Source organism: Pseudomonas sp. FG98 (assembly GCF_057808595.1).
In genome coordinates, this window is the sequence record NZ_JBMDIJ010000004.1 from 91,858 (window position 1) to 114,242 (window position 22,385).

At 64.3% G+C, this 22,385-nt stretch carries 21 protein-coding genes; 13 read left to right on the plus strand and 8 right to left on the minus strand.

What is annotated here, in order from left to right:
* Positions 1 to 15: 15 nt before the first annotated feature.
* Complete coding sequence (locus ACODSK_RS04425; protein WP_489014137.1) at positions 16 to 1,257, minus strand: cation:proton antiporter; 1,242 nt, start codon at positions 1,255 to 1,257, stop codon at positions 16 to 18.
* A 183-nt stretch (positions 1,258 to 1,440) separates the two neighbouring features.
* Between ACODSK_RS04425 and ACODSK_RS04430 the strand changes: the two genes are divergently transcribed.
* Together ACODSK_RS04430 and ACODSK_RS04435 are read left to right on the plus strand one after the other, a co-directional pair.
* Positions 1,441 to 2,274 carry an EamA family transporter gene (locus ACODSK_RS04430; RefSeq protein ID WP_489014138.1) on the plus strand — a complete coding sequence of 278 codons (834 nt, stop codon included), beginning with the start codon at positions 1,441 to 1,443 and terminating at the stop codon, positions 2,272 to 2,274.
* A gap of 37 nt (positions 2,275 to 2,311) precedes the next feature.
* Positions 2,312 to 2,695: an MAPEG family protein gene (locus ACODSK_RS04435; RefSeq protein ID WP_489014139.1), complete on the plus strand. Its 384-nt coding sequence runs from the start codon at positions 2,312 to 2,314 to the stop codon at positions 2,693 to 2,695.
* A gap of 106 nt (positions 2,696 to 2,801) precedes the next feature.
* Here the strand turns inward: ACODSK_RS04435 and mltA are convergent, their stop codons facing one another.
* Positions 2,802 to 3,959, minus strand: a complete 1,158-nt coding sequence (mltA, locus tag ACODSK_RS04440; RefSeq protein ID WP_489014140.1) for a murein transglycosylase A — start codon at positions 3,957 to 3,959, stop codon at positions 2,802 to 2,804.
* A gap of 129 nt (positions 3,960 to 4,088) precedes the next feature.
* On the opposite strand from mltA, the gene ACODSK_RS04445 reads away from it, so the two are divergent.
* Positions 4,089 to 4,538 (plus strand): c-type cytochrome, encoded by a 450-nt coding sequence (locus ACODSK_RS04445; protein ID WP_489014141.1) that lies wholly within the window; start codon positions 4,089 to 4,091, stop codon positions 4,536 to 4,538.
* Positions 4,539 to 4,572: 34 nt separating this feature from the next.
* Here the strand turns inward: ACODSK_RS04445 and ACODSK_RS04450 are convergent, their stop codons facing one another.
* The 4 genes from ACODSK_RS04450 to ACODSK_RS04465 all read right to left on the minus strand — a co-directional run bounded on the left by ACODSK_RS04450 (position 4,573) and on the right by ACODSK_RS04465 (position 9,054).
* Positions 4,573 to 4,968: a DUF1090 domain-containing protein gene (locus ACODSK_RS04450; RefSeq protein WP_489014142.1), complete on the minus strand. Its 396-nt coding sequence runs from the start codon at positions 4,966 to 4,968 to the stop codon at positions 4,573 to 4,575.
* Positions 4,969 to 5,024: 56 nt separating this feature from the next.
* Positions 5,025 to 6,698 (minus strand): NAD-dependent DNA ligase LigB, encoded by a 1,674-nt coding sequence (gene ligB, locus ACODSK_RS04455; RefSeq protein WP_489014144.1) that lies wholly within the window; start codon positions 6,696 to 6,698, stop codon positions 5,025 to 5,027.
* A gap of 151 nt (positions 6,699 to 6,849) precedes the next feature.
* Complete coding sequence (gene metK, locus ACODSK_RS04460; RefSeq protein ID WP_476745622.1) at positions 6,850 to 8,040, minus strand: methionine adenosyltransferase; 1,191 nt, start codon at positions 8,038 to 8,040, stop codon at positions 6,850 to 6,852.
* 18 nt (positions 8,041 to 8,058) lie between these two features.
* Positions 8,059 to 9,054: an ArsR/SmtB family transcription factor gene (locus ACODSK_RS04465; protein WP_489014146.1), complete on the minus strand. Its 996-nt coding sequence runs from the start codon at positions 9,052 to 9,054 to the stop codon at positions 8,059 to 8,061.
* A gap of 262 nt (positions 9,055 to 9,316) precedes the next feature.
* Here ACODSK_RS04465 and tkt point away from each other — a divergent pair, with 262 nt between their 5' ends.
* From tkt to ACODSK_RS04510, 9 genes are all read left to right on the plus strand, one after another.
* Positions 9,317 to 11,314, plus strand: a complete 1,998-nt coding sequence (gene tkt / locus ACODSK_RS04470; protein WP_489014147.1) for a transketolase — start codon at positions 9,317 to 9,319, stop codon at positions 11,312 to 11,314.
* A 148-nt stretch (positions 11,315 to 11,462) separates the two neighbouring features.
* Entirely contained in the window at positions 11,463 to 12,533 is a 1,071-nt protein-coding gene (gene epd, locus ACODSK_RS04475) for an erythrose-4-phosphate dehydrogenase (RefSeq protein WP_489014148.1), read from the plus strand.
* Positions 12,534 to 12,545: 12 nt separating this feature from the next.
* Entirely contained in the window at positions 12,546 to 13,709 is a 1,164-nt protein-coding gene (locus tag ACODSK_RS04480) for a phosphoglycerate kinase (protein WP_489014149.1), read from the plus strand.
* Positions 13,710 to 13,740: 31 nt separating this feature from the next.
* The gene (locus tag ACODSK_RS04485) at positions 13,741 to 13,959 is read left to right on the plus strand and encodes a hypothetical protein (protein ID WP_489014150.1); all 219 of its coding nucleotides are present in this window, start codon (positions 13,741 to 13,743) and stop codon (positions 13,957 to 13,959) included.
* Between the two features lie 50 nt (positions 13,960 to 14,009).
* The gene (locus ACODSK_RS04490; RefSeq protein WP_489014151.1) at positions 14,010 to 14,327 is read left to right on the plus strand and encodes an MliC family protein; all 318 of its coding nucleotides are present in this window, start codon (positions 14,010 to 14,012) and stop codon (positions 14,325 to 14,327) included.
* 104 nt (positions 14,328 to 14,431) lie between these two features.
* Complete coding sequence (gene fba / locus ACODSK_RS04495; protein WP_009399343.1) at positions 14,432 to 15,496, plus strand: class II fructose-bisphosphate aldolase; 1,065 nt, start codon at positions 14,432 to 14,434, stop codon at positions 15,494 to 15,496.
* Positions 15,497 to 15,690: 194 nt separating this feature from the next.
* On the plus strand, positions 15,691 to 17,811 hold the full coding sequence (locus tag ACODSK_RS04500; protein WP_489014152.1) for a putative bifunctional diguanylate cyclase/phosphodiesterase: 2,121 nt from the start codon (positions 15,691 to 15,693) through the stop codon (positions 17,809 to 17,811).
* A 41-nt stretch (positions 17,812 to 17,852) separates the two neighbouring features.
* Entirely contained in the window at positions 17,853 to 18,353 is a 501-nt protein-coding gene (locus ACODSK_RS04505) for a M48 metallopeptidase family protein (RefSeq protein ID WP_489014153.1), read from the plus strand.
* A gap of 17 nt (positions 18,354 to 18,370) precedes the next feature.
* The gene (locus ACODSK_RS04510) at positions 18,371 to 18,667 is read left to right on the plus strand and encodes a winged helix-turn-helix domain-containing protein (protein ID WP_489014154.1); all 297 of its coding nucleotides are present in this window, start codon (positions 18,371 to 18,373) and stop codon (positions 18,665 to 18,667) included.
* A gap of 106 nt (positions 18,668 to 18,773) precedes the next feature.
* Here ACODSK_RS04510 and ACODSK_RS04515 read toward each other — a convergent pair whose 3' ends face one another.
* A complete protein-coding gene (locus tag ACODSK_RS04515; RefSeq protein WP_489014155.1) occupies positions 18,774 to 19,226 on the minus strand; it encodes a GNAT family N-acetyltransferase in 453 nt (150 codons plus the stop codon).
* Between the two features lie 227 nt (positions 19,227 to 19,453).
* Here ACODSK_RS04515 and ACODSK_RS04520 point away from each other — a divergent pair, with 227 nt between their 5' ends.
* Positions 19,454 to 20,200 (plus strand): substrate-binding periplasmic protein, encoded by a 747-nt coding sequence (locus ACODSK_RS04520; protein WP_489014156.1) that lies wholly within the window; start codon positions 19,454 to 19,456, stop codon positions 20,198 to 20,200.
* Here the strand turns inward: ACODSK_RS04520 and yccS are convergent.
* On the minus strand, positions 20,181 to 22,361 hold the full coding sequence (yccS, locus tag ACODSK_RS04525) for a YccS family putative transporter (protein ID WP_489014157.1): 2,181 nt from the start codon (positions 22,359 to 22,361) through the stop codon (positions 20,181 to 20,183). The two genes, ACODSK_RS04520 and yccS, sit on opposite strands and share 20 nt — an antisense overlap.
* Between the last annotated feature and the right edge of the window lie 24 nt (positions 22,362 to 22,385).

Genomic DNA, 22,385 nt, shown 5'->3' on the forward strand with positions numbered 1-22,385 from the left:
GGCGATAGCGGCCTGTCAGGCAGCGGGCTGCTCGCTGACCCCCTTCACCACCCGCCCCACCGTCAGCCCCTGCACCAGGATCGACGACAGCACCACGATGTAGGTGATCGACAGCAGCAGGTCACGTTCCTCTCCCACCGGCAGCGACAGCGCCAGGGCCACCGAAACACCCCCACGCAAGCCACCCCAGGTCAGAACCCGCACGGTGCCCTTCGGCACGCTGCGCCAGCGCCGCAGCAGGAGGATCGCCGGGGCCACGGTGAGCAGCCGCGAAGCCAGCACCGCCAGCGCCAGCACGCCGCCGGCCGCCAGGTGCAGCCAGTTGAACGGCAGCAGCAACAGTTCCAGGCCGATCAGGGCGAACAGCAAGGCATTGAGCATGTCGTCGATCAGTTCCCAGAAACCGTCCATGTAGCGACGGGTCATGTCGTTCATCGCCAGGTTGCGCCCCAGGTTGCCGATGATCAGACCGGCCACGACCATGGCGATCGGCGCCGACACATGCAGCTCGTAACACATCGCCGAACCGCCGATGACCAGCGCCAGGGTCAGCATGACCTCCACCTGGTACTGCTCGATGCTCTTGATCATGCGGTAGGTGGCATAGCCGATCAGGCCGCCGAAGATCACCCCGCCGATCGCCTCGCGGGCGAACAGGATGGCGGTGTCGGAAACGCTCGGGGTTTCGCCGAGCTGGATGATGCCAAGCAGGACGGTGAACACCACGACCGCCGTGCCGTCGTTGAACAGCGACTCACCGACGATGGTGGTCTTCAGCGGCTTCGAGGCATTGGCGGTACGCAGGGCGCCGAGCACCGCGATCGGGTCGGTCGGCGAAATCAGTGCGCCGAACAGCAGGCAGTAGATCAAGCTGACATGCCAGCCAAACAGCGAGAACACCCAGTGGGCGATAAAGCCGATCACCACGGTGGCGATCAGCACGCCGAAGGTGGCCAGCAGGCCGATCGGCCAGCGGTAGCTGCGCAGGTCGGCGAGGTTGACGTGCAGGGCGCCGGCGAACAGCAGGAACGACAGCATCCAGTGCATCAGCAGGTCGTTGAAATCGATCTGGTTCATCAGGCCTTCGACCCGCTCTTCCAGGCCGGGGAAGCCGATCAGGCTCAGGCCCTGGAGCATCAGGGAGAACAGCAGGGCAGTGACCATCACACCGATGGCCGGTGGCAGGCCGATGAAGCGGTAGTTCACGTAGGTGAGGAGGGTGGTGAGGCAGATAAACGCGGCAACTAATTCGAGCATCCTGATTCCTGTAGCGGCTTCCAAGTCGGTGCCCGTGCAAGACGGGCACAAGGTTTGATGGCCTTTTGACCGCTTCGGGACACAGTTTTTTTCAATGTCGCGATTGACAGCGAGCTGGCCCTTTTGTTGCGGCTGGTTGAAACTCCGCCCTCTGGCGCACGTGGATGGCGAAGGAATCGAGACGTGGTAGCGACCTCCCTGGTGCTCGTCGCGGCACTGTTGCATGCAACCTGGAACACCCTGGTCAAGTTCAGTGGCGAGCGCCTGCTGATGATTGCCAGCATGGACAGTGTGGCGTTGCTGTTCGCCCTGGTCATGGTGGGCTTCGTCGAGCCGCCACCGGCCGAGATCTGGCCCTGGCTGGTGGCTTCGGCGTTCTTCGAGCTGCTCTATCGCGTCCTGCTGATCCAGGCTTACCGGGTCGGCGACCTCGGTCTGGTCTACCCGTTGATGCGCGGCCTGTCGCCGCTGGTGGTGCTGGCGCTGACCCTGGTGTTCGCCGGCGAGGACCTGAGCAGCCAGCAGATCATCGGCATCCTGCTGATCCCTTGTGGCATGGCCTGCCTGCTCTGGCGCGGGGGCGGTGGCGATCGCCTGCCGTGGAGCATGTTGCCGGTGGTGGCGCTGATCGGGCTGTGCATCGGCTGCTACACCTGGCTCGACGGCCAGGCGATCCGTCGCTGGGCGCAGCCGCTGGATTACCTGGTGTGGCTGACCCTTGTCTGCTCCCTGCCGTTTCCCTTGCTGGCGGGTGTGGCGCGTCGCCAGCCGTTCACGCTGTTCTGGCGCACGCAATGGAAGCTGGGCCTGACGGTCGGTGTCTGCGTATTGCTCAGCTACGCTTTGGTGCTCTGGGCCATGCACCTGGGCTCGGTGGCGGAGGCGGCGGCGCTGCGCGAGGTCAGCGTGATCCTCGTGGTGCTGATGGGCATGCGCTACCTCAAAGAACCTTTTGGCGGCCCAAGGCTCTTAGCCTGTGCGCTGGTGCTGGTCGGCATGCTGGTGATGAAGCTCTGACCATGACGATTTCCAACTTCGAGAAGGACCCGAACCCATGACCGTCGCTTTCTGGTGTGTACTGATCGCCCTGCTGCTGCCATACGCGTGCACGATCATCGCCAAGGCCAGTAGTGGCTTCAACTTGCGTGACAATCACGATCCGCGGACGTTCATGGCCGGGCTGGAAGGCTTGCCGAAACGCGCCAATGCGGCGCAGTTGAACAGTTTCGAGATTCTCCCGGCGTTTATCGCGGCGGTGATCATCGCCGATATCGTCGGCAACGCCGAACAGGTGACCCAGGATGTGCTGGCGGTGCTGTTCATCACCACCCGGCTGCTCTACATCATTTGCTACCTGGCGGACTGGGCGGCGTTGCGCTCGCTGGTGTGGTTCACGGGCGTCGGACTGATCATCGGGTTCTTCGTGGCTTCGGTCTGACTTGAGGGCCCCATCGCCGGCAACGCCGGCTCCCACAGGTTTTGTGATGTACGCGAGACCTGTGGGAGCCGGCGTTGCCGGCGATGAGGCCCTGGAAAACAACCGCTTATTTGGCTTCTGTCTGCGGCACCGCAGGCAACGCAGCACCCTTGGGCCACAACAACCAGATCTGCCCCGCCTGCTTCATATCCCCGGCCAACTTGCCCGCCGCTTCACCAGTACCCCAGAACAGATCCGCCCGCACCTCGCCGGTGATCGCCCCACCGGTATCCTGCGCCGCCACCGGCCGCACCACCGGGCTGCCGTCCGGACGGGTAGTGGACAGCCACAGCAGGCTGCCCAGTGGAATCACCTTGCGGTCGATCGCCACGCTGTAGCCGGCGGTCAGCGGTACGTTCAGCGAGCCGCGCGGGCCCTCGTTGCTGTCCGGGCGGGCGCCGAAGAACACATAGCTCGGATTGCTCGCCAGCAGCTCGGGTACCCGCGCCGGATTGGCCTGGGCCCAGGCGTGGATGGCGCCCATGGTCACCTCTTCTTTCTTCAACTGGCCCTGTTCCACCAGCCAGCGCCCGATCGGGCGGTACGGGTGGCCGTTCTGGTCGGCATAGCCGAGGCGCAGTTGCCGGCCATTGTCCAGCTGGACCCGGCCCGAGCCCTGGATCTGCAGGAACTGCAGGTCCATCGGATCGGTCAGCCAGGCCACCACCGGCGCCTTGACGCCCTGGCGCTGGATCACCTCGGCAGTGTCGTAGGGCTTGAGCACGCGGCCTTCAAGACGCCCGCGCAGGCGCTTGCCCTTGAGTTCGGGGTAGATGCTGTCCAGATCCACCACCACCAGGTCGTCGGGGATGCCGTACACCGGCACATGGGCTTGCTCGGTGCGGGTCTGGCTGCCCGGATACACCGGCTCGTAATAACCGGTGATCAGCCCGGTGGCGTTGTTGTCCGCATTGCGCAGGCTGTAGACCTCCAGCCGGGCACCGAGGAATTCGCCGATCTGGCGGGCGTCCGCAGGCACTGCGGCCGCCGCGGCGCAGGTGTCGGCCCAGACCGGGTCGCGCTTGAGGCGTTCGCAGGCGTTGCGCCAGGACTCGAAGCCGGCCACCAGGTCGCTGTCACTGACGGTCGGCAGGTCTTTCCAGGTGGCGTGGGTGTAGGTGGCGATGGGGTGCGGCTTGGTTATTTCCGGGGCACTGCCGTTGCAGCCGGCGAGCAGGGCGAACAGCGAGAAGGTCCAGCCGAGGCGGCGCAGGGGAAGTTTCATGCGGGTATTTCCTTGGCGGTTGGCGTGGGGGATGACTGTCCACGAACAACCCTTAGTTTTCTTGAGGGTATTGGTCTTTGCCGGTCAGGCGAGGATACTGGCCGCCTTTTTTCCCGTTAGCCGATGACCATGATGCTCAAACGTTGTTCCGTCGTACTCCTGGCTTGCCTGACCCTGACCGCCTGCGGCGGTGTCGACCCGAACTCGCCGCTGGGCCAGCGCAAGGCCATCTTCAAGCAGATGCTCAAGACCAGCGAGGACATGGGCGGCATGTTGCGTGGGCGGCTGGCGTTCGACGGACAGAAATTCGCCGATGGGGCAGTGAAGCTCGACGCGTTGTCTCACGAGCCGTGGAAACACTTCCCACAGGTCAAGGAGACGGATGATACCAGCGCGCGGGCGGATGTCTGGGAGAAACAGGCGCGCTTCCAGGAGCTGGCAAGACAGCTGGAAGGGGCTACGGGAGAGCTGGTCGGGGTGACCAGGGCCCAGCCTTTGCAGGCTGCGGCGCTGCAAGGGCCGATGGACAAGGTGGAAGCGGCCTGCAAAGCCTGCCATACGGAATTTCGTAACCATTGATGTTTCGGGACCGCGTTGCGGTCCCGAATCCAGCTTATTTCTCCAGCTCTTCCACCGCTGCCTGAAGCTCCTTGTTCGCCTCGGCCAGCTTGTCCTTGCGCTTGTTGATCTTCTCCGCGTCGCCTTTTTTCATGGCCTTGTCCAGGTCCTTCTTGCGCTGCGCCACTTCATGGCGGGCATCCAGCACCTTCTGTTCCCGTTCCTTGCGCAGCCCGGCGTCGGTGCAGTTGGCCTGCACTTCGCTCAGGGCCTTTTCCAGACCGGCCTGCTGGTCGGCGTTGCCGTGCAGGCGGGCCTGTTCGATCTGGTCGCTGATGCTCTGCCGTTTGGCGGCGCAACCGGTCAGGCCGGGTTGTTCCTCGACGGCCAGGGCGGGCGCGGCCAGTACGGCGCAGAGGGCAAACAGGGCCAGTGGAGAAGTCGATTTCATGAAAAGCTCCGTTGTCGGGCAAGCAGAACTGCTGATGCTGCCCTGATCGGCGCGATTTAGAAACCCTCGATTGCCTCTTCATGCAGACGAGCGGCAAGGCTCCTGACCTGTGGATGCTGGAAGAACGCCACCAGTTGGCTCGCCCGGGATGGCCCCACGCCCGGCTCACGTTGCCATTGCGCTGCGTCCCGCGCGGCCAGGGCGGCCCAGGAATCGCCCAGTTCCAGTTGCCTCGGCGCCGGTATGCCGAGAGCGCGGATCCAGCGGGCGAAGGGTTGCGTGCGTGCCTGCTGGAAGACCTTGTGCCATTGCTGGCTGCTGCGTTCGGCAACCCCCTCGATGCCGAGCAAATCCTGTGGTTGCAGGGCAATCCAGTCGACAAGCCCGTGCATCCGCCCGGCATCGAGCAGCTTGCGCCAGGTGCCCGGGCCTATGCCGGGCATGTCCAGGCCGCGCTTGCCGGCCAGCCATTGCAGGCGTTCGAGAAACTGTTCCCGGCATTCCACCGTTGGCTGCCAGCAGCTCAAGGCGTGATAGGCCTCAGCCGCCGGCGGCTGCACCACGGCCAGGCGCGGGCCGCGCTGTGCCACGTGGTCGAGGCGTGGAATGGTCAGGCCGGCCAGGCTCAGGACGATCTGGTCTCCCGGCTGGATATCCAGTTCCTTCCAGCGTTGCAGCGAACCGGCGCTGACCTGGCGGACCTGGCGATCATCGAGGCGTACCGGGTCGAACTGGATGACTGGCGTGATGCGCCCGGTCCGCCCGATGCGGAAATCCACGGCGCGGACCTCGGCCAGCGCCTGGGCGAAGGGGTATTTCCACGCGGCGCTCCAGTGCGATGCCCCAGCCTGCCAGCGTTCCGCCGGCGGGCGTCGCGCCTGTTGCAGGACCACGCCGTCGCTGGCGAAGGGCAGGGGCGAGCGGTACCAGTGCTGGCGCCAGTGCGCCGCGTCCTCGAAACCTTCGATGGCCTGGCTGAAGCGCTCGGTGTTGGGCAGCCCGAAGGCCGTGAGCAAGGCAAAGCGTTCACGCGGGGATCGCGGGCCCTCCGGCCAGGCCCAGATAAACAGGTCCAGGGCTGCCAGATCTGCTGCGTCGACCTGCTGTCGTGCCATCAGGCCGGCTACCTTGCTGCGCAGGTTGAGGCTTCCCGCGTCGGCCTGGACATGGCTTTCCTGGCGCCAGAACAGCTCGCCTTGCAGCACCAGGTCGTGCGACTCCTTCAACTCGCGCAAGGCCACCGGCAAGTGGGGAATATGCCGGCTCCAGTCATGCCCGTGGGCACCGTCGCCGCGACTGATCAGCTGTACCAGCCGGCCATCCCGGTAGATCAGGGTCACAGCCACCCCGTCTACCTTGGGCTGGATCCACACGTCCTCGCGGCCTTTCAGCCAGGCGGCGACAGCTGCTTCATCGGCCAGCTTTTCCAGACCGGTGTGGGCCACGGGATGCAGGACCGGGCCGGCTGCCCCGGCCAGCGGGTTGCCGGGCGCCGTGCCGCTGCCGGGAAAACAGCTGCGCAGCTGGTGCAGGCGGGCGACATATTGGTCGTACAACTCGTCGCTGATCTTCGCTTCGCCGAGGCTGTGGTAGTAGGTGTCCCACTGGCTGATGCGCTCCTGCAACTCGCTGATTCGCGTGCTGGCGGTTTCTTCCGGCCAGTCGGGGCAGGTGCCGGCGAAAGCGTAGGGGGCGAAACAGAAAAGCAGCAGGGCAATGATCCGGAACATGGCGAGCGTCCTTGCTCTTGGGAGGGAAACCCCAGCCTAGGAAGGTGTTCGTGTGCTGGCCCGTTCAGCTTTGTCAGGGCTTGTTTCCCGGCAACGAAAAAGCCCCGGCCAGAGCACTGGCCGGGGCTTTCTGTACAGCGATTACCGGGTGTTACAGGCCGGCGGCGGCGCGCAGGGCGTCAACGCGGTCGGTACGTTCCCAGGTGAAGGTGGTGAAGGTGTCGTCGCCGACGGTCTTCTGCTGCGGAGTACGGCCGAAGTGACCGTAGGCTGCGGTTTCCTGGTACATCGGGTGCAGCAGGTCGAGCATGGTGGTGATCGCGTACGGACGCAGGTCGAAGCACTCGCGCACCAGCTGGATGATCTTGTCGTCGGAGATCTTGCCGGTGCCGAAGGTGTTCAGCGAGATCGAGGTCGGCTGGGCCACGCCGATGGCGTAGGAAACCTGGATTTCGCAACGCTCGGCCAGGCCGGCGGCAACGATGTTCTTGGCCACGTAGCGACCGGCGTAGGCGGCCGAACGGTCAACCTTGGACGGGTCCTTGCCGGAGAACGCGCCGCCGCCGTGACGGGCCATGCCGCCGTAGCTGTCGACGATGATCTTGCGACCGGTCAGGCCGCAGTCGCCCACCGGACCGCCGATGATGAACTGGCCGGTCGGGTTGATGTGGAACTGGGTGCCCTTGTGCAGCAGCTCGGCTGGCAGGGTGTGCTTGACGATCAGTTCCATCACCGCTTCCTGCAGGTCTTTCTGCGAGACCTCGGGATTGTGCTGGGTCGACAGCACGACCGCATCGATACCGACGACCTTGCCGCCTTCGTAGCGGCAGGTGACCTGCGACTTGGCATCAGGACGCAGCCATGGCAGCAGGCCGGACTTGCGCGCTTCGGCCTGGCGCTCGACCAGGCGGTGGGAGAAGCAGATCGGTGCTGGCATCAGCACGTCAGTTTCGTTGCTGGCGTAGCCGAACATCAGGCCCTGGTCACCGGCGCCCTGGTCTTCCGGCTTGCTGCGGTCGACGCCCTGGGCGATGTCCACGGACTGCTTGCCGATGATGTTCATGACGGCACAGGTGGCGCCGTCGAAGCCGACGTCGGAGCTGTTGTAGCCGATCTCGGTGATGACGTTGCGGACGATGTCTTCCAGGTCGACCCAGGCCGAGGTGGTGACTTCGCCGGCAATGATGGCGACGCCGGTCTTCACCAGGGTTTCGCAGGCCACGCGGGCGTATTTGTCTTGCGCGATGATGGCGTCCAGCACCGCGTCCGAAATCTGGTCGGCGATTTTGTCCGGATGCCCTTCAGATACGGACTCGGAGGTGAAAAGGGAGTATTCGCTCATCTCGACGGGTTCCTGAATTTACTGATGGTGAGTGTTGCCAGTCGGTCGCTGGAAATGGCGAACCTGGAGCTGGAAACCATTACGTAGGCCCACATAGAGGCTGTCTCCGGGAGCCAGTCCCGCAGCGCACGCCCAACGAAGCAGGTCGTCCTGTTCAAAGCCCAGCCAGAGGTCGCCGCAGGCTTCGCGGGCCCACCCCTGGTCGTGGCTGCACAACTCGGTAAGCAACAGGCTGCCGCCTGGTTTGACGCGGTCGGCCAGTTGCCCGAGGGCGGCGGCCGGATCGCTGAAGTGGTGCAGGACCATGTTCAGCACGACGCAATCGGCCTGGCCTTCGGTACTACCGAGGGCATCGGCCAGTTGCAGGTTTACGTTAGCCAGGCGTTCACGCTGGCAGACCTGGCGCGCCAGCTCGAGCATGGTCGGGCTGTTGTCCAGCGCGGTGACCCTGGCGAAGCGGCGGGCCAGTTCGGGAAGGAACTCGCCGTCGCCGGGACCGACCTCCAGGGCCGTGGCGCCGGGCTCGAAGCTCAGTTTGTCGAGCAACGCCAGGAGGCTTTCGCGGTACTGGGCGAGACCGGCGATCAGGTCCTGCTGGGCGCGGAATTTTTCTTCCACGCGCAGGAAGAAATCCTGGCGGGTGGTGGCCCGGCGCTGCTGGACCTGGTCGATCCGCGCCTGCATCTCGCCCGGCAGCGGCAGGCCATCGACCTCTTCGAGCAGCGCCGCGTGCAGCTTGCCGCCGAGGCTGAAGCCGTCGGGCAGGGCGCGGCGATAGAAGATCGCGTTGCCTTCGCGGCGGGTCGCCACCAGCTCGGCCTGGGCCAGCACCTTCAGATGGTGGCTCATGCCGGACTGGCCGATGGCGAAGATCTGCGCCAGTTCCAGCACGCCGAACGAATCGTTGGCCAGAGCACGCAACACGTTCAGGCGCAGGGGATCGCCGCCGGCCTTGCACAGGGCGGCCAGGCGTTCGCTTTGCTGCTGATCGGGAACGGTTACGGGGCTGTTCATAGGGGCGGCAGTCTAGTCAGGGCCAACCGGCCCCGCAAGACCAATATCAAAAAGTTTTGATATTGCGCGATGGGCGGAGGGAAAAGCGCCGACGCGACAGGCATTTTCGGCTGTTTCGTCGGTCAAACCACGGAATCGCCCGGCAATCGCAGGAAAATCGTTCCAGTTCGACCATCCGTGATTGCCCCGGGAGGGGTGCCTGGGCGAAAATGGCCGCCTTTTTTTCCGTCAGTTCCTTTTCAAGTTTTCCAGGAGACAAGCGATGCCGAGCCGTCGTGAGCGTGCCAACGCCATTCGTGCACTGAGCATGGATGCCGTGCAAAAAGCCAACAGCGGCCATCCCGGTGCCCCGATGGGCATGGCGGATATCGCCGAGGTGCTGTGGCGTGACTTCCTCAAGCACAACCCGGCCAACCCGAGCTTCGCCGACCGCGACCGTTTCGTTCTGTCCAACGGTCACGGCTCGATGCTGATCTATTCGCTGCTGCATCTGACCGGCTACGACCTGTCGATCGACGACCTGAAGAGCTTCCGTCAACTGCACAGCCGCACCCCGGGCCACCCGGAGTTCGGCTACACCCCGGGCGTCGAGACCACCACCGGCCCGCTGGGTCAGGGCCTGGCCAACGCCGTCGGCTTCGCCATTGCGGAAAAGGTACTGGGCGCCCAGTTCAACCGTGAAGGGCACAAGGTCGTCGACCACAACACCTATGTGTTCCTCGGCGATGGCTGCATGATGGAAGGCATTTCCCACGAAGTCGCTTCCCTGGCCGGCACCCTGGGCCTGGGCAAGCTGATCGCCTTCTACGACGACAACGGCATCTCCATCGACGGTGAAGTCGAAGGCTGGTTCACCGACGACACGCCGAAGCGCTTCGAATCCTACAACTGGCAGGTGATCCGCAACGTCAACGGCCACGATGCCGACGAGATCAAGACCGCCATCGAGACCGCACGCAAGAGCGAGCAGCCGACCCTGATCTGCTGCAAGACCATCATCGGCTTCGGTTCGCCGAACAAGCAGGGCAAGGAAGACTGCCACGGCGCGCCGCTGGGCAACGACGAAATCGCCCTGGCGCGCAAGGAACTGAACTGGAACCACGGTCCGTTCGAAATCCCTGCCGATATCTACGCCGAGTGGAACGCCCGCGAAGCCGGTGCCAAGGCCGAAGCCGAGTGGAACCAGCGTTTCGATGCCTACGCCGCCGCCTTCCCTGAGCTGGCCAGTGAGCTGAAGCGTCGCCTGAACGGCGAACTGCCGGCCGACTTCTCCGAAAAAGCCGCTGCCTACATCCAGGAAGTCGCTGCCAAGGGCGAAACCATCGCCAGCCGCAAGGCCAGCCAGAACACCCTGAACGCCTTCGGCCCGCTGCTGCCTGAGCTGCTCGGCGGCTCCGCCGACCTGGCCGGTTCCAACCTGACCCTGTGGAAAGGTTGCAAGGGCGTCAGCCATGAAGATGCCAACGGCAACTACATGTACTACGGCGTGCGCGAATTCGGCATGACCGCGATCATGAACGGCGTCGCCCTGCACGGTGGCCTGGTGCCTTACGGCGCGACCTTCCTGATGTTCATGGAATACGCCCGCAACGCGGTACGCATGTCCGCCCTGATGAAGCAGCGCGTGATCCACGTCTACACCCACGACTCCATCGGTCTGGGCGAAGACGGTCCGACCCACCAGCCGATCGAGCAACTGAGCAGCCTGCGCAGCACGCCGAACCTGGACACCTGGCGTCCAGCCGACGCGGTCGAATCGGCCGTGTCCTGGAAGTCCGCCCTGGAGCGCAAGGACGGTCCTTCGGCACTGATCTTCTCGCGTCAGAACCTGCAGCATCAGGAGCGCAGCGCCCAGCAGATCGCCGATATCGCCCGTGGCGGCTACGTCCTCAAGGACTGCGCCGGCGAGCCTGAGCTGATCCTGATCGCCACCGGTTCCGAAGTGGGCCTGGCCGTGCAGGCGTTCGACAAGCTCAGCGAGCAGGGCCGCAAGGTCCGCGTCGTATCGATGCCGAGCACCAGCGTGTTCGACGCCCAGGACGCTGCCTACAAGCAGTCGGTACTGCCGCTGGAAGTCGGTGCGCGCATCGCCATCGAAGCTGCCCATGTTGACTTCTGGTACAAGTACGTCGGCCTCGAAGGTCGCATCATCGGCATGACCACCTACGGTGAATCGGCTCCGGCCGGCGCGCTGTTCGAGGAGTTCGGCTTCACCCTGGACAACATCCTGGGCACCGCCGAAGAACTGCTGGAAGACTGATGTAAGGATCCGCGGGCGCTGTCGCCCGGAATCGCGGGCAAGCCCGCTCCCACAGTGGCCGATAAACCCTGTGGGAGCGGGCTTGCCCGCGATTGAGGCGACACAAATCCCGCGGTTTGTGCCGATAGATCTGCTCCGTGAGCTGCCAATGCCCCAACCGCGTCCCTACAGAGTTGCACTCAATGGTTATGGCCGTATCGGTCGTTGCGTCTTGCGCGCACTTGTCGAGCGGGGGGCGAAGGCAGGCTTCGAGATCGTTGCATTGAACGATCTGGCCGACCAGGCCAGTCTCGAATACCTGACGCGCTTCGACTCCACCCACGGGCGTTTTCCCGGCGAAGTGAAGGTCGACGGCGACTGTCTGCATATCAATGGCGACTGCGTGAAGGTCCTGCGCAGTGCCACTCCCGAGGGCATCGACTGGGCGGCGCTGGACGTCGACCTGGTGCTGGAATGCTCCGGGGCCTACAACACCCGCGCCGATGGCCAGCGTTTTCTCGACGCCGGCGCGCCGCGGGTACTGTTCTCGCAACCCATGGCCAGTGAAGCCGATGTCGATGCCACGGTGGTCTACGGCATCAATCAGGACTGCCTGAGCGGCGCCGAGACCCTGGTCTCCAACGCTTCCTGCACCACCAACTGCGGCGTGCCGCTGCTGCGCGTGCTGGACCAGGCGTTCGGCATCGAGTACGTGTCGATCACCACCATCCACTCGGCGATGAACGACCAGCCGGTGATCGACGCCTATCACCACGAAGACCTGCGCCGCACGCGTTCGGCCTTCCAGTCGGTGATTCCGGTGTCCACCGGCCTTGCCCGCGGCATCGAGCGCCTGCTTCCGGAACTTGTCGGGCGAATCCAGGCCAAAGCCGTGCGGGTGCCGACGGTAAACGTGTCGTGCCTGGACATCACCCTGCAGACCACCCGCGACACCACGGCCGCCGAGGTCAACCAGGTGCTGCGGGAGGCCGCCTTGAGCGGGCCGCTGCAAGGGCTGCTGGCCTACACCGAACTGCCTCACGCCAGTTGCGATTTCAACCATGACCCGCATTCGGCCATCGTCGATGCCAGTCAGACCCGTGTTTCCGGCCCCCGTCTGGTGAACCTGCTGGCCTGGTTCGACAACGAATGGGGCTTTGCCAACCGCATGCTCGACGTCGCAGATCATTTTCTGCGCGTCGTCGACAACCACCAACGCACCACCAGCAAACAGCCCTGAAGGACTGCATTCATGACCGTTTTGAAGATGACCGACCTCGACCTGCAAGGTAAGCGCGTACTGATCCGCGAAGACCTCAACGTCCCTGTGAAGGACGGTGTGGTTGCCAGCGACGCGCGCATCCTCGCTTCGCTGCCGACCATCAAGCTGGCCCTGGAGAAGGGCGCGGCGCTGATGGTCTGCTCGCACCTGGGCCGTCCGACCGAGGGCGAGTTCTCTGCCGAGAACAGCCTGAAGCCGGTCGCCGACTACCTGAGCAAGGCCCTGGGCCGCGAAGTGCCGCTGGTCGCCGACTATTTGGACGGCGTCGAGGTCAAGGCCGGTGACATCGTGCTGTTCGAGAACGTGCGCTTCAACAAGGGCGAGAAGAAGAACGCCGACGAGCTGGCGCAGAAATACGCCGCGCTGTGCGACGTGTTCGTCATGGACGCTTTCGGCACCGCCCACCGCGCCGAGGGCTCGACCCACGGTGTTGCCAAGTTCGCCAAGGTCGCCGCTGCCGGCCCGCTGCTGGCTGCCGAGCTGGATGCCCTGGGCAAGGCCCTGAAGGCCCCGGCCAAGCCGATGGCGGCCATCGTCGCCGGTTCCAAGGTGTCGACCAAGCTGGACGTGCTGAACAGCCTGAGCCAGATCTGCGACCTGCTGATCGTCGGTGGCGGCATCGCCAACACCTTCCTCGCCGCTGCTGGCCACAAGGTCGGCAAGTCGCTGTACGAAGCCGATCTGGTCGAAACCGCCAAGGCCATCGCTGCCAAGGTCAACGTGCCGCTGCCGGTTGACGTGGTGGTGGCCAAGGCCTTCGCCGAAGACGCCGAAGCCACCGTCAAGTCGGTGGCCGACGTGGCCGACGACGACATGATCCTCGACATCGGCCCGAAAACCGCCGAGCAGTTCGCCGAGCTGCTGAAGTCGTCGAAGACCATCCTGTGGAACGGCCCGGTCGGCGTGTTCGAGTTCGACCAGTTCGGCAACGGCACCAAGACCCTGGCCAAGGCCATCGCCGACAGCGCCGCGTTCTCCATCGCTGGCGGCGGCGACACCCTGGCAGCCATCGACAAATATGGCGTGGCAGCTGATATCTCCTACATTTCTACCGGTGGCGGTGCGTTCCTCGAATTCGTCGAGGGCAAGATCCTGCCGGCGGTCGAAGTGCTGGAACAGCGGGCCAAGGCCTGAGTCGCCGGGGCCTGGCAAAGGGAGCGAACCGATGATCAAGCGACTGTCACTGATGCTCATGACCGCCGCGCTGGGCGCCTGCTCCGGCACGCCCGAGTCCGCTCCCGACCAGCCTGCCGCCGAAAAGGGCGGCTGCTACCAGTCCGAATGGCAGGCCGAGACCGTGCCGGTGATCAACAAGCGCCTCGGTCCGGACGGCCTGGAAAAATACGACGACGACCATCAGCGCCGGGCCAAGGGTTGCCCTTGATCGGCTGACGACAACCAGTCGCCTGCTTTGTGGTCTGCTGGAGGAATGGAATGAAAGGCGTTCTGGCCGTGATGGTCATGGCGGTACTCGCGGGATGCGCAAGCTTCAAGTCCGAGCCACCGGTGGCCGACACATGGACCACCTGGGTCTGCGACAGCAAGGTCCAGGTGCTCTGGCGCACGGTTGGCAACGACATGGACGTACGCCTCGGTGGCGGTGACCAGGTCTACCGGCTCAAGCCCGAGCCGGCGGGGTCCGGGGCGCTGTACAGCGATGGCGTGCTGGCCTTTCACACCAAGGGCGATGAGGGCCTGGTGTACTGGGTAGCGACCAACGATTTGATAGGGCGGGGCTGCAAGGCACCGTGACTGGCCGGGTCGGCCTGATATGCCGGCTCACACAACTTGAACAGCAACCGCCGCTGCGGCAGGCTTGCACGAAATAACGACGCTTGTCGGGAGAGAGATACACAATGGCACTCATTAGCATGCGCCAGATGCTGGACCACGCCGCCGAATTCGGTTACGGCGTTCCGGCTTTCAACGTCAACAACCTCGAGCAGATGCGCGCCATCATGGAAGCGGCCGACAAGACCGACTCCCCCGTGATCGTCCAGGCTTCGGCCGGTGCCCGCAAATACGCTGGCGCGCCGTTCCTGCGTCACCTGATCCTGGCGGCCATCGAAGAATTCCCGCACATCCCGGTGTGCATGCACCAGGACCACGGCACCAGCCCTGACGTCTGCCAGCGTTCGATCCAGCTGGGCTTCAGCTCGGTAATGATGGACGGCTCGCTGCGTGAAGACGGCAAGACCCCGTCCGACTACGAATACAACGTCCGCGTGACCCAGCAGACCGTGGCATTCGCCCACGCCTGCGGCGTGTCCGTGGAAGGCGAACTGGGTTGCCTGGGCAGCCTGGAAACCGGTCAGGCCGGTGAAGAAGACGGCGTTGGCGCCGAAGGCATCCTGGATCACAGCCAGATGCTGACCGACCCTGAAGAGGCCGCCGACTTCGTCAAGAAGACCCAGGTCGACGCCCTGGCCATCGCCATCGGCACCAGCCACGGTGCCTACAAGTTCACCAAGCCGCCTACCGGCGACATCCTGGCGATCGACCGCATCAAGGCGATCCACCAGCGCATTCCGAACACCCACCTGGTGATGCACGGTTCGTCCTCGGTTCCGCAGGACTGGCTGGCGATCATCAACGAGTTCGGTGGCGACATCAAAGAGACCTACGGCGTACCGGTCGAAGAGATCGTCGAAGGCATCAAGCACGGCGTGCGCAAGGTCAATATCGACACCGACCTGCGTCTGGCTTCCACCGGTGCGATCCGTCGCTTCCTGGAACAGAACAAGTCCGAGTTCGACCCGCGCAAATACTTCGCCAAGACCGTCGAAGCCATGCGTGACATCTGCATCGCCCGCTACGAAGCCTTCGGCACCGCTGGCAACGCCTCGAAGATCAAGCCGGTCTCCCTGGACGAAATGTACCTGCGTTACGCCAAGGGCGAGCTGGCCGCCAAGGTCAACTGAGTTCTCCCCGGGTAAAGAAGAAGGGACTGCCAAGGCAGTCCCTTTTTTTTGATTGCCCCGCTCCTACGACCGTTAGTCGGCGAACTATCTATTGGCCTTGTGCCAGCTTTAGATTTGTAACACTCGGGTCTAGAGTGAATTCCGGCAGAATTTCAATTGGAAAACTGACGCTGGTTGCCACATAGAGAAGCAGCATGGAATGCGCTCAAACCCCCATACAAGAGGGCGCGTCAACACTATTGGTGGTTGATGACTACCCGGAGAACCTGATCAGCATGCGTGCCCTGCTGGCGCGCCAGGACTGGCAGGTGTTGACCGCGTGCTCGGGCATCGAGGCCCTGAGTACCTTGCTCGAACATGAAGTCGACCTGGTTCTGCTGGACGTACAGATGCCAGGCATGGACGGCTTCGAAGTCGCTCGCCTGATGCGCGGCAGCCAGCGCACGCGCCTGACCCCGATCATCTTCCTCACGGCCAACGAGCAAAGCCAGGCGGCGGTGCTCAAGGGCTATGCCAGCGGTGCCGTGGATTATCTGTTCAAGCCATTCGATCCGCAGATCCTCAAGCCCAAGGTGCAGGCCCTGCTCGACCAGCAGCGCAACCGCCGGGCCTTGCAGCGCCTGACCCGCGACCTGGAGGCGGCCCGGGCCTTCAATGCCTCGGTTCTGGAAAACGCCGCCGAGGGCATCCTGGTGGTGGCCGAGGACGGCACCATCCGTTTCGCCAATCCGGCAATTTCCCGTCTGCTGATGGCCTCCGTCGACCAGTTGCAGGGCGCCTGCCTGCTGGAGTTCGTGCTGTCGCCGACGGCAAACCAATGGCGTGAATCGGCCTTCTACCAGGCCTATCTGGAGCGGGACATCTACCGCCTGCATGACGCGGTACTGCGTACCAGCAACGGCCAGGCCCTGTCGGTGGCGCTGTCCTGCGCGGCATTGCCGGGCGAGCAGCGGGCGATGGTGGTGACGGTGCTGGACATGTCGGTGGTGCGCAGCCTGCATCAGCAACTGGAACAGCAGGCGGTCACCGATCCGCTCACCGGCCTGCTCAATCGTCGCGGTTTCTACCAGGCGGCGGAGAGCGAACTGGTGCGCGCCGAGCATTCGGAAAAGCATCACGCCCTGATGTACCTCGACCTTGATGGCTTCAAGCGGGTCAACGACTTGCTCGGTCACGAAACCGGCGACCAGGTGCTGCACTGGGTCGCCGAACAGTTGAAGGATTGCCTCGGAGGCCACGGCATTCTCGCGCGCATGGGCGGTGATGAATTCACCGCCTTGCTCGACGACCTGGACTACCCGGAGCAGGCGGCGCGCTTTGCCGAGAAATGCATCGAGCGCATGTCGATCCGTCAGCATATCGACGGGCTGGAGGTGATTCTCGGGGTCAGTATCGGCATCGCCATCTATCCCGACTGCGGCGCCAACCTCGACAACCTGCTGCGCGCCGCCGATACGGCGATGTACGCGGCGAAACAGGCCGGGCGCCAGCAGTACCGCTATTACGACCAGGACCTCAACGGCCGCGCACGCTCGCGCCTGATGCTGGAGGACAGCGTGCGCGCGGCGGTGGATAACCAGGACTTCACCCTGGTGTTCCAGCCCCAGGTCGCCTTCGCCGACGGCCGCTTGCGTGGTTTCGAGGCATTGCTGCGCTGGCGCCACCCGAGTGTCGGCGATGTGCCGCCGGGACTGTTCCTGCCCTTGCTGGAGGAGGCGCGGCTGATCAACCGCCTGGCCAGCTGGATCTACCGTCAGGGCGCCGAACAGCGGCGTCTGTGGTGCGGGCATTTCCCTGACGAGCTGACCCTGGGCATCAGCCTCAGCAAGGTGCAGTTCGGCATGCCCAATCTGGTCGAGGAGCTGGGTCAGGTGATTGCTGCCGCCGGCCTGTCCCCGAGCCAGCTGGAAGTGGAAATCGCCGAGACTTCGCTGGTCGACAATATCGACGCAGCGCAGCGGCAACTGCGCCAGCTGCGCGAACTGGGCGTGCGTGTGGCGCTGGACGATTTCGGTGCCGGCGACTGCTCCCTGCGCCTGTTGCGCGACCTGCCCATCGACACCCTGAAGCTCGACCGCCATCTGGTGGCGTTGCTGCCAGAGTCCGGAGCGAACGTGGCGTTGGTGCGCTGCGTGATCGAACTCTGCGAGCAGTACAACATCCGCGTCATCGCCGAAGGCGTGGAAACCGCGGAGCAGGCGGACTGGCTGCGCGAGCATGGCTGCCAGTACGTGCAGGGCTTCCTGGTCGCCCGGCCGATCACCGCCGACGAAGCCGGGCGCTTCCCGGGGTTTTTTGACTGGGGCTCGCTGTAGTTGGTTACACTGCCGCCTTCGTTTCTTCGTTCGCCGCAGCCATGACCGTCCTCAAGTACCTGCAAGCCTATCCGCCCGCCCTGCAAGACCAGGTGCGCCAGTTGATCGCCCGCGATCAGTTGGGCGACTACCTGCAAAAGCGCTATCCGGGCCGGCATGAGGTGCAGAGCGACAAGGCGCTGTACGGCTATGCCCAGGCGCTCAAGCAGGAACACCTGCGCAATGCGCCGAACCTGGACAAGGTGCTGTTCGACAACCGCCTCGACCTGACCCACCGTGCCCTGGGCCTGCACACTGCGGTGTCGCGGGTGCAGGGCGGCAAGCTCAAGGCGAAGAAGGAAATCCGCATCGCTTCGCTGTTTCGCGAGGCAGCGCCGGAGTTCCTGCGCATGATCGTGGTGCATGAGCTGGCGCACCTGAAGGAGGCCGAACACAACAAGGCCTTCTATCAACTCTGTGAATACATGCAGCCCGGCTACCATCAACTGGAGTTCGACCTGCGCGTGTACCTGACCTGGCGCGACCTGCCGGGCAATCAGTGAGTCAAGGAAACCTTTGCATGGAAGTGAGCAAGACCAAGAGCAGTTTCTATCGTCGGCTGTACGTGGCCTGGCTGATCGACAGCCAGACCGCCGCCAGCGTCCCCGCGCTGATGGCCGCCACCGGCATGCCCCGGCGCACCGCCCAGGACACCATCGCCGCCCTGGCGGACCTGGACATCGTCTGCGAGTTCGAGCAGGAAGCCGGAGCGCGCAACCATGCCGGGCAGTACCGGATCCGTGATTGGGGTGCGATCGACAAGGGCTGGATCATCCAGAATCTGCGGGGGATCCGTGAGGTGCTGGGGTATCCCTGATTGATCTGTTGCTTGTTCCGGCCCTATCGCCGGCAACGCCGGCTCCCACAGTGTTCGGTGGTGTACGCAGACCTTGTGGGAGCCGGCGTTGCCGGCGATGAGGCCCTCAAGCCCGGCGCATGCCGATGTGCGGAATGTCATCTTCCAGATAAGCCTCGCCCACCACCTCGAAGCCATGTTTGCGGTAATACCCCTGCAGATGCGCCTGGGCCGAGAGATACACCGGCACGTCAGGCCAGTTCTCCTGCGCTTCTTTCAGCGCCCGCACCATCAGCTCATGCCCAAGCCCCTGGCCACGCCCGGCCTCGGCGATCACCACCCGGCCAATCACCACGTCCCCGCCTTGCGAAATCGGGTCCAGAAGGCGCAGATAGGCCACCAGCCGATCCTCCTGCCAGGCCATCAGGTGGCAGGTATCCCCGCTCAGATCCTGGCCATCCAGGTCCTGGTAGGGGCACTTCTGTTCCAGCACGAACACCTGGTTGCGCAGCTGGAGTACGGCGTAGAGCTGTTCCTTGCCAAGGTCGGTGTGATGTTTGCAGATCCAATCGATGGACATGGGGAAATCTCTCAGTGGGTACGCGCCCGAGGATAGCCCGTTGTCCCTTCCGGGCGAAGGCCGAAGAGTGCGCAAGGCCGGCAGGAATAGAGGCACATGGCTATTATTTGCTGCTGCCACCCGGACGGATGTTTGTGTAGTCTGCTCATTGCGATCGAGTTTTCGGCAGTGCACTTCCCAGCGGTCAAACCACAACGCGGAGCACATCTCCGCTATAGGATTTGAGCATGCCCTTGCTCCGAGTCTTGTGTTTGCTTGGAATGTTGTCAGTTACCCCGGTTCACGCAGAAAAGCTCCGTTTGGTCGCCGATGCCTGGCCGCCTTTTACCGACGCCAGCATGGAGCAGGGCGGGCTCGCCACTGCCCTGGTCAAGGCGGCGCTGGAGCGCGCCGGTTATGCCAGCGATTTCGAGCAGGTGCCCTGGGCGCGGGCGCTGATGGGGATCGGCGACGGTCGCTACGATGTGCTGGTCAACGCCTGGTACAACGAGTCGCGCACCCGTATCGGGCAGTTTTCCGAGGGCTACCTGGCCAATCGCATTCGTCTGCTCAAGCGCAAGGCCGATGCAATCCACTACGAGCGTCTTTCCGACCTCTACCCGCACTCCATCGCCGTGGTCCGCGACTACGCCTATTCCGCCGAGTTCGACAATGATCTGCGCCTGCAGAAAGTCCCGGTGCGCAGTTTTCCCGTGGCCATCGGCATGCTTGCCGCCGGCCGGGTGACCCTGGCCGTGGAAGACGAGTACGTGGCCAGCTGGTACCTGCAACAGGAGCGCAGCAACACCAAGGACCTGATCGAGTTCTTCGGCAAGCCGGTCAGCGAGAACAACCTGCATATCCTGGTCAGCCTCAAGCACCCGCAGCACGCTCAGATCGTCGCCGCCTTCGACAAGGCCATCGGCGCGATGAAGGCCGATGGCAGCTACGCCAGGATCCTCGAACACTACGCCTTCAGGCCGGAGTCCCCTTGATCAGGTGCGCGGCCAGGGTGCGCAGCGGGCCGAGGTGACGGGCGATCAGCGCCAGTTGGGTCTGCACCGTGCGCAGGTTCTCGTCCATTTCTTCGGGCATCTGCTCCAGCTCGATGGCCAGGGCTTCCTCGGCGTCGCTGTGGATCGCCACCGGCTGCTTGCCGGCCAGGCCGCTGGCGATCTCGTCGAGGCTTTGCGCCAGCTTGGCCACTGCACCGTCGATCAGTTGCGCATGGGCTTCGGCCGGCAGGGTGCTTTCGCGGTGTGCGCCAAGGGCCGAGAGGTAGCTGAGCAGGGTGTGCGAGAGCACCAGGAAGCGGAAGCCGGTATCTGCTTCCTTCCTGAAGTGCCCGGGTTCCATGAGCATGTTGGACAGGGTGGTCGACAGCGCGGCATCGGCGTTGTGCGCGTTGCGCCGGGCCAGGCGGTAGGCGAGGTCGTCCTGCTTGCCCTGGGCGTACTGCTGCATGATCTGGCGCAGGTACAGGCTGTTGCAGGTCAGGGTGTTGGCCAGCACCTTGTTCAGGCGGCGGCCCTGCCAGTCCGGGAGGAACAGGAATACCGCGAGAATGGCGATCAGGCTGCCCACCAGGGTATCGAACAGGCGCGGCAGGAACAGGCCGTAGCCATCGCCGATCTGGTTGAAGCAGAACAGCACCATCAGGGTGATCGCCGCGGTCGCCAGGGTATAGCGGGTGGTGCGGTTGACGAAGAACACCACCCCCGCGGCCACCGCGAACAGCGACTGGATCAGCGCGTTGGGGAACAGGTCGAACAGCGCCCAGCCGACCGTCAGGCCGATGGCCGTGCCGATGATCCGCTGCACCAGCTTGCGCCGCGTTGCACCGTAGTTGGGCTGGCAGACGAACAGCGTGGTGAGGATGATCCAGTAGCCCTGGGTCGGGTGGATCAGGTGCACCATGCCGTAGCCGATCGACAGGGCCAGGGGCAGGCGCAGGGCGTGGCGGAAGATCAGCGAGGTCGGCGTCAGTTGCAGGCGCAGGCGGGTCCAGACGTCCTTGAAGTTGCGCGGCGAGCGGTCGAGCAGGCTGGAGTCGGTGTTGTCGGCCAGGTTGTCCGGGTTGCTGGCATCGCTGAGCAGGCGGTCGAGGGTCGCCAGGTTGGCCGCCAGCGCCCGCAGTGAGCGGAGCAGGCCGCGCCAGGCCGGGTTGCTCTGGATGCGCAGGTGCTCCAGCGAGGCGTTGAGGTCTTCCAGGGCCTCGGCGAAGTTGCTGTTGAAGACGAACGGCTGGCGTAACTGGATCGACGTCGACAACTGCTGGCAGGCGCTGCCCTGCTGGCGCAGCAGGCGCTGGCAGCGGAACAGCACGTCGCTATGGAAGAAGGCCTCGGTCAGGGCGTTGTACGGGTAGTGCGAGGAGCTGGCCCGTTCGTGGATGTCCTGGGCGAGGAAATACAGCTTCAGGTAACGACTGACCTTGGAGCTGGGGCGGCCATTGCCGACCCGGTGCAGGATGATTTCCTTGGCGCTGTTCAGCGCCGCCACCACCTTGCCGTTCTGCTGCGCCAGCTCCAGGCGGCGGGCTTCCACGTCGAGGCCGCGGATCGGCTCGAACAGGGTGGCTTTGAGCTTGAGGTAGGTACCCAGCTCACGGAACAGCCGGGCCAGGCTCTGCTGCACCGGCTGGTTGGAAAACATCGCCTGCCACAGTACCGAGAGCAGCCCGTACCAGGCCGCACCGGCCACCAGCAGCAGCGGTTCGTGCCAGAAGTCAGCGACCTCGCCACCGCGCTGGTCCACGCCGATCATGGTGTACACCGAGAGAATCAGGGTGGCCTGGGCAATCGCCCCGTAGCGCTCGCCGAGGGCGCCGAGCATGGTCAGGCCGAACGCCGCCAGGGCCATGGAGATGACGAAGATCCACGGATAGGGGAACAGCAGCTCTACCGACAGCGCGGCGACGGTGAAGCACACCAGGGTCACCGCCAGGGCGTTGAGGCGGCCCTGCCAGCTGTCGTCGGTTTCCGCCAGGGCGCTGGCGATGATGCCGAGGAACAGCGGGATCAGCAGGTTCATCTGGTCCTGGTACCAGCACAGCGCCATGCTGCCGGTCAGGGCGATCAATACCCGAATGCTGTAGCTGAATTTGTCCAGCGCCCACAAACGACGCAACGACTGACGAAACGAAGAAGAAGACATGATGGACGACGGGGCCTGCCGAAC